Annotated in this window: 5 protein-coding genes, 4 tRNA genes, 1 rRNA gene and 1 other RNA gene; 9 read left to right on the top strand and 2 right to left on the bottom strand. The window is 52.0% G+C overall.

Going from position 1 to position 5,458, the window contains the following annotated elements; all coding sequences use genetic code 11:
• The 3 genes from rrf to birA form a co-directional block, all read left to right on the top strand.
• Nucleotides 1-98, top strand: a 5S ribosomal RNA gene (gene rrf, locus IMX17_RS25030); the annotation flags it as partial.
• A gap of 377 nt (nt 99-475) precedes the next feature.
• Nucleotides 476-1,513, top strand: coding sequence for a UDP-N-acetylmuramate dehydrogenase (murB, locus tag IMX17_RS25025; RefSeq protein WP_046899369.1), 1,038 nt, complete (start codon nt 476-478; stop codon nt 1,511-1,513).
• Complete coding sequence (gene birA, locus IMX17_RS25020) at nt 1,510-2,472, top strand: bifunctional biotin--[acetyl-CoA-carboxylase] ligase/biotin operon repressor BirA (RefSeq protein ID WP_193550327.1); 963 nt, start codon at nt 1,510-1,512, stop codon at nt 2,470-2,472. The genes murB and birA overlap by 4 nt, the downstream gene beginning before the upstream one ends.
• Before the next feature lie 48 nt (nt 2,473-2,520).
• On the opposite strand, the gene coaA is transcribed toward birA, so the two are convergent.
• Together coaA and IMX17_RS25010 are read right to left on the bottom strand one after the other, a co-directional pair.
• Entirely contained in the window at nt 2,521-3,471 is a 951-nt protein-coding gene (gene coaA, locus IMX17_RS25015; RefSeq protein WP_025304936.1) for a type I pantothenate kinase, read from the bottom strand.
• Between the two features lie 219 nt (nt 3,472-3,690).
• Complete coding sequence (locus tag IMX17_RS25010) at nt 3,691-4,239, bottom strand: GNAT family N-acetyltransferase (protein WP_033644356.1); 549 nt, start codon at nt 4,237-4,239, stop codon at nt 3,691-3,693.
• A 396-nt stretch (nt 4,240-4,635) separates the two neighbouring features.
• On the opposite strand from IMX17_RS25010, the gene IMX17_RS25005 reads away from it, so the two are divergent.
• The 6 genes from IMX17_RS25005 to IMX17_RS24980 all read left to right on the top strand — a co-directional run.
• A tRNA-Thr gene (locus IMX17_RS25005) sits at nt 4,636-4,711 on the top strand.
• Nucleotides 4,712-4,736: 25 nt separating this feature from the next.
• A tRNA-Tyr gene (locus IMX17_RS25000) sits at nt 4,737-4,821 on the top strand.
• Nucleotides 4,822-4,867: 46 nt separating this feature from the next.
• Nucleotides 4,868-4,983, top strand: a non-coding RNA gene (locus tag IMX17_RS24995) — RtT sRNA.
• Between the two features lie 37 nt (nt 4,984-5,020).
• Nucleotides 5,021-5,095: transfer RNA gene (locus tag IMX17_RS24990), tRNA-Gly, on the top strand.
• Nucleotides 5,096-5,101: 6 nt separating this feature from the next.
• Nucleotides 5,102-5,177: transfer RNA gene (locus tag IMX17_RS24985), tRNA-Thr, on the top strand.
• Nucleotides 5,178-5,286: 109 nt separating this feature from the next.
• A partial coding sequence (locus IMX17_RS24980; RefSeq protein ID WP_227255718.1) for a GTP-binding protein occupies nt 5,287-5,458 on the top strand: 172 nt, incomplete at its 3' end.

Genomic DNA, 5,458 nt, shown 5'->3' with positions numbered 1-5,458 from the left:
GTGGTCCCACCTGACCCCATGCCGAACTCAGAAGTGAAACGCCGTAGCGCCGATGGTAGTGTGGGGTCTCCCCATGCGAGAGTAGGACACTGCCAGGCATCAAATAAAGCCGAAAGCCCTGAACTGACGTTCAGGGCTTTTTGCTATGCGCAAAATAAATCCCCTGATCGTATCTATTGCTTAGAAAAATACCTATTTCAGCGGACGTTGCTTATTTACATAAGCACGTATAATGCTTTTGAGCAGGAGAATAACCAGCTCAATATATAATTGATAGATTCAGATTATTATTTAAATAATAAAAATGCCTATTTATGAACATGTTGATAAGAATTATCCTGTTATATCAAAGATAAATCCTAATTCTTCAGTGCATTATTCGATAAATTTCACGTTAATTAAAACAAATATTAGCCAGACGCTTCGAATCGAGTAGACTAAGCAAAAGATTATTTCCGCATGGGTACTGAACGTTATGTCTACTGAAAGCGCGTCCTTAAAAAACCACAATACTTTTGCGCTCCCGGTCAACGCAGCGCACCTGGTCATCGCCGATAGAATTGAGTTGATGCTCAAAGTCTGGCAACAAACGCGCAAGCGTCAGGAGCCGCTGCTGATTCTCGGTGAAGGTAGCAACGTACTGTTCCTGGAAGACTTTTCGGGTACGGTCATGGTTAACCAACTGAAGGGCATCGATGTTCGAGAAGATAACGATGCCTGGTATCTCCATGTCAGCGCCGGTGAGAATTGGCACGATCTGGTGCAATATACGCTGCAGGCCGGGATCTGCGGGTTGGAGAACCTGGCGTTGATTCCTGGATTGGCCGGCTCCGCGCCTATCCAGAATATCGGTGCCTATGGCGTCGAATTGAAAGATGTCTGTGAGTATGTCGACCTGCTGGACTTCTCTACGGGTGCCATCGATCGCATTCCGGCAGCCGATTGTGGTTTCGGCTATCGGGAAAGCATTTTCAAGCATCGCTTCCAAACTGGGCATGCCATTGTCGGGCTGGGTCTGCGTCTGAGCAAGCAGTGGCAACCCAAGCTGAGCTATGGCGATCTGGCCAAGCTGGATCCCGCCACGGTGACGCCACTTCAGGTATTCGAATCCGTGTGTGCCATGCGCCGCAGCAAGCTGCCGGACCCGAGTGAAACCGGTAATGCCGGCAGTTTCTTCAAGAATCCGCTGGTGAACGCGGGTAAAGCCGCAGAACTCATCGCACAATATCCCGGCATGCCGCATTATCCACAGCAGGATGGCCAGGTGAAGCTGGCCGCTGGCTGGCTGATCGATCAGTGCGAATTGAAGGGCTATCGCATCGGTGGTGCCGCCGTACACCGCCAGCAGGCGCTGGTGCTGGTGAATATCGATAATGCACATAGTCAGGATGTGGTGGCTCTGGCGCGCCATGTACGTAAGACAGTGGCCGATAAATTCGGCGTATGGCTGGAACCTGAGGTGCGTTTCATTGGCGCGACCGGTGAATTGAACGCTGTGGTGGTGCTGTCATGAGAGATACCAAGGTCCCGTTAAAACTGATCGCGCTACTGGCCGACGGTGAATTCCATTCCGGGGAACAGCTCGGTGAGTCATTGGGCATGAGCCGCGCCGCGATCAATAAGCATATTCAAACCGTTCGCGAGTGGGGGCTGGATGTCTTTACTGTACCGGGGAAAGGATACAGCTTGCCTGCTCCCATGCAGCTCTTGGAAGCGGAACGCATTCTTAGCGGGCTGGACGACAAGCGAGTTACCGTGCTGCCGGTCGTAGACTCTACCAATCAATATTTGCAGGACCGTATCGAAACGCTGCAATCCGGCGACGCCTGCGTCGCTGAATACCAACAGGCAGGACGAGGACGCCGCGGGCGGCAGTGGATCTCGCCGTTTGGCGCCAATTTATACCTGTCGATGTTTTGGCGATTGGAACAGGGGCCAGCTGCGGCAATGGGGCTGAGCCTGGTGATCGGCATGGTGATGGCGAAGGTCTTGCAGCGTCTCGGCGCTAAAGACGTGCGAGTCAAATGGCCCAACGATCTTTACCTGAACGATCGCAAATTGGCAGGGATTCTGGTCGAGTTGACGGGGAAAACCGGCGACGCGGCTCAGTTGGTCATCGGCGCCGGCATTAATTTGGCGATGCGGGATACCAATGCGAGTGGGATCAATCAAGGTTGGATTAACCTGCAAGAAGCCGGCATTAACATCGATCGTAATGAGCTGACCGCCACTCTGCTTAATGAATTGCGGCAGTCCTTAAAACAATTCGAGATAGATGGGCTGGCGCCATTTATTGGCCGTTGGCGCACGCTGGATAATTTTATCGACAGACCGGTCAAACTGCTGATTGGCGAGCGACAGATTGTGGGTATCGCCCGGGGTATCGACTCGCAAGGTGCACTTCTGCTGGAACAAGAAGGGGAAATCAAACCCTTTATCGGCGGAGAGATATCGCTGCGCAGCGCGGAATAGTGAGAAAAGACAAGGGGACGGCAGCGTCCCCTTGATCGTTCGGTAGGCTTATTTTCTTAAACGCACGCTTTCAACGGCATGGTTGGCACTTTTGGTCATAATCAGGCTCGCGCGTTCGCGGGTAGGCAGTATGTTCTGCTGCAAATTCAATCCATTGATTTCATTCCATAATTGCGTGGCGATATTAATCGCCTCCGGTTCCGGCAATTTTGAATAATTATGGAAATAAGAATCAGGATTGGAAAATGCGCCCTGACGGAATTTCAGGAAACGGTTGATATACCAGCTTTGCAATAGCGTCTCCGGCGCATCGACATATATGGAGAAGTCGACGAAGTCGGAAACGAATACGCGATGTGGATCGTGAGGATAATCCATACCGCTTTGCAATACGTTAAGCCCTTCCAGGATAAGAATGTCCGGCTGTTCGATGACTTTATTACCTTCGGGCACAACGTCATAGATCAAATGGGAATAAACCGGGGCGGTGACGCGTTTGGCGCCGGATTTCACTTCCGACACGAACTTCACCAGGCTATGCATATCGTAAGACTGCGGGAAGCCTTTTTTCTTCATCAAACCGCGTTCGTTCAGCACCTTGTTTGGGTGCAAGAAGCCGTCGGTCGTGATCAGCTCAACGCTGCGGTGTTCCGGCCAGCGGCTCAGCAGCGCCTGCAACAGACGTGCGGTCGTGCTCTTGCCGACGGCTACGCTGCCGGCGATGCCGATGACATAGGGAATCTTTTGCCCGTCGGTGCCGAGGAATTGTTCCAGTACCGCCTGCCGGCGCAGGTTGGAACTGATATAGAAGTTCAACAGTCGTGACAGCGGCAGATAAATCTGCGCAACTTCTTCCAACGAGAGATCTTCGTTAATCCCTTTCAGTTTAACGATCTCTTCTTCCGACAACGTCAGCGGCACCGAATCTCGCAACGCAGCCCACTGGGTACGATCGAACTGTAGGTAAGGCGTTGCTAAAGATTGATCTCTTTTTATCATAAGCCAAATTCTGCCTGTTAACGCAGGTTGGGAAAGGCGCCGGACGCCAACTCCAGAGAATAAACAAGCTGCATATTATAGACAGCTTCGTTTTTGGCGTAGACTTTTTTCGCAAAAGTTGTCGATAGGCAGCAGTTTATGTCAATTGTGCGAAGCGGCGCGCAGTTGATATAGCGGGATTGCAAGGCGGTATCATGGAGTCAGGATACCGCCTGAAGGTTAGCTGGCGATAGCGCGTGAAGACGGGGTCACGGTGAACAGACGTTTGTAATAAATGACGGTTGAGTGGTAATAGCCATCGGGTCCGGCCGCATAGTCAGGCATTTCACCCAGGCAGCGATAGCCCAGACTGCGATAAAGTGCTTCTGCCGCCGAACCGGCCTGTGTATCCAGATACAGTAGCCCGCGCTGCTGTTGCAGTGCCGCTTGCTCCAACGTCTTCATTAGCGCCAGGCCTACGCCGTTGCGACGAGCGCGGCTATGAACCAGCAGTTTCACCACCTCCGCACGATTACGGCCATTTGGTTTCTGGCAGAGCTCGAGTTGAACGGTGCCAACGACGCCGCGTTCGTCGCGGGCAATCCACAATAGCAGCTCGCCCTTGGCCAAGGCCGGACGCAGGCTGTGGAAGTAACTCTCGGCGTCTTCATGCGGGATTAAGGTGTCGTAGCCCACTGAAGCGCCGTGGGTGACCGCATCGGTCAACAGGCGAGCCAATTCATCGCGATAAATCGGGAGCGTAGCGGCGTTGATAGGCACTATTTTCATCGGTCATTCCTCCAGATATGGGGGTAATGAAGATAAGCAATAACTGCGCCAGAGCGACGAAAGGCATAGCCACGGCGAAAGGGCGAGGAATAAGTGTAGTTCACGCCACTAACCAGGGCAGCCATCCTCTTTTTGGTGCATCGATCCCGCTCACGGTTTACCGTCGCGGGTTACGTGTTTTGAGAAGCCCGACACGTAGAAAGGGGCGTTCAAAGCTTGCAAAAAGTGGATAAAATTGTAGAGAATGATTGTCGCAAGTGATGAATGTTTGCACGCCACAGGCTGCGAATTGCATGACAGCATGCAAAATTGACTGATTTGTGAGCGAAAGTGCGCGTAAAGCAATTTTTTTGTTGCATAGGTCGCCCGCTCTACCTAGAATGCGCTGCACTTGATGCCGGCTTAGCTCAGTAGGTAGAGCAACTGACTTGTAATCAGTAGGTCACCAGTTCGATTCCGGTAGCCGGCACCATTCAAGTCACAAAGAGTAAAAATCTGGTGGGGTTCCCGAGCGGCCAAAGGGAGCAGACTGTAAATCTGCCGTCACAGACTTCGAAGGTTCGAATCCTTCCCCCACCACCAAATCTTGCCTTCGGCGATTAACTGAGATGCGATAAACACCGCAACGGTTGATGGCGGGAGGAGAGGGCGAAAGCCTTCGGCAAGGTTCGAGTTGTGCAGCGCGAGGCGCAGCCGGCCCGAAGGATACGAGCCGAGTGATGAACAATCCTGCTCTATCCCCAAAATTCTACAGAAAAATCAGGTAGCCGAGTTCCAGGATGCGGGCATCGTATAATGGCTATTACCTCAGCCTTCCAAGCTGATGATGTGGGTTCGATTCCCACTGCCCGCTCCAAGATGTGCTGATATAGCTCAGTTGGTAGAGCGCACCCTTGGTAAGGGTGAGGTCGGCAGTTCGAATCTGCCTATCAGCACCACTTCTTAATTTCTCGCCCCCTGATTTTCTTTCTGTTCTGGATTCAACGAGCAAATGCTTGGTTGATGTGGTGATACCACCGATTTATCCGTGTCTTAGAGGGACAATCGATGTCTAAAGAAAAGTTTGAACGTACAAAACCGCACGTTAACGTCGGTACTATCGGCCACGTTGACCACGGTAAAACTACCCTGACTGCAGCGATCACTACCGTTCTGGCTAAAACCTACGGCGGTTCTGCACGTGCTTTCGACCAGATCGATAACGCGCCAGAAGAAAAAG

Source organism: Serratia sp. X3 (assembly GCF_014982455.1).
Taxonomy (GTDB): domain Bacteria; phylum Pseudomonadota; class Gammaproteobacteria; order Enterobacterales; family Enterobacteriaceae; genus Serratia; species Serratia ureilytica.
Note: the sequence above shows the minus strand (reverse complement) of the source record. Positions and strands in the feature narration are given on the sequence as shown.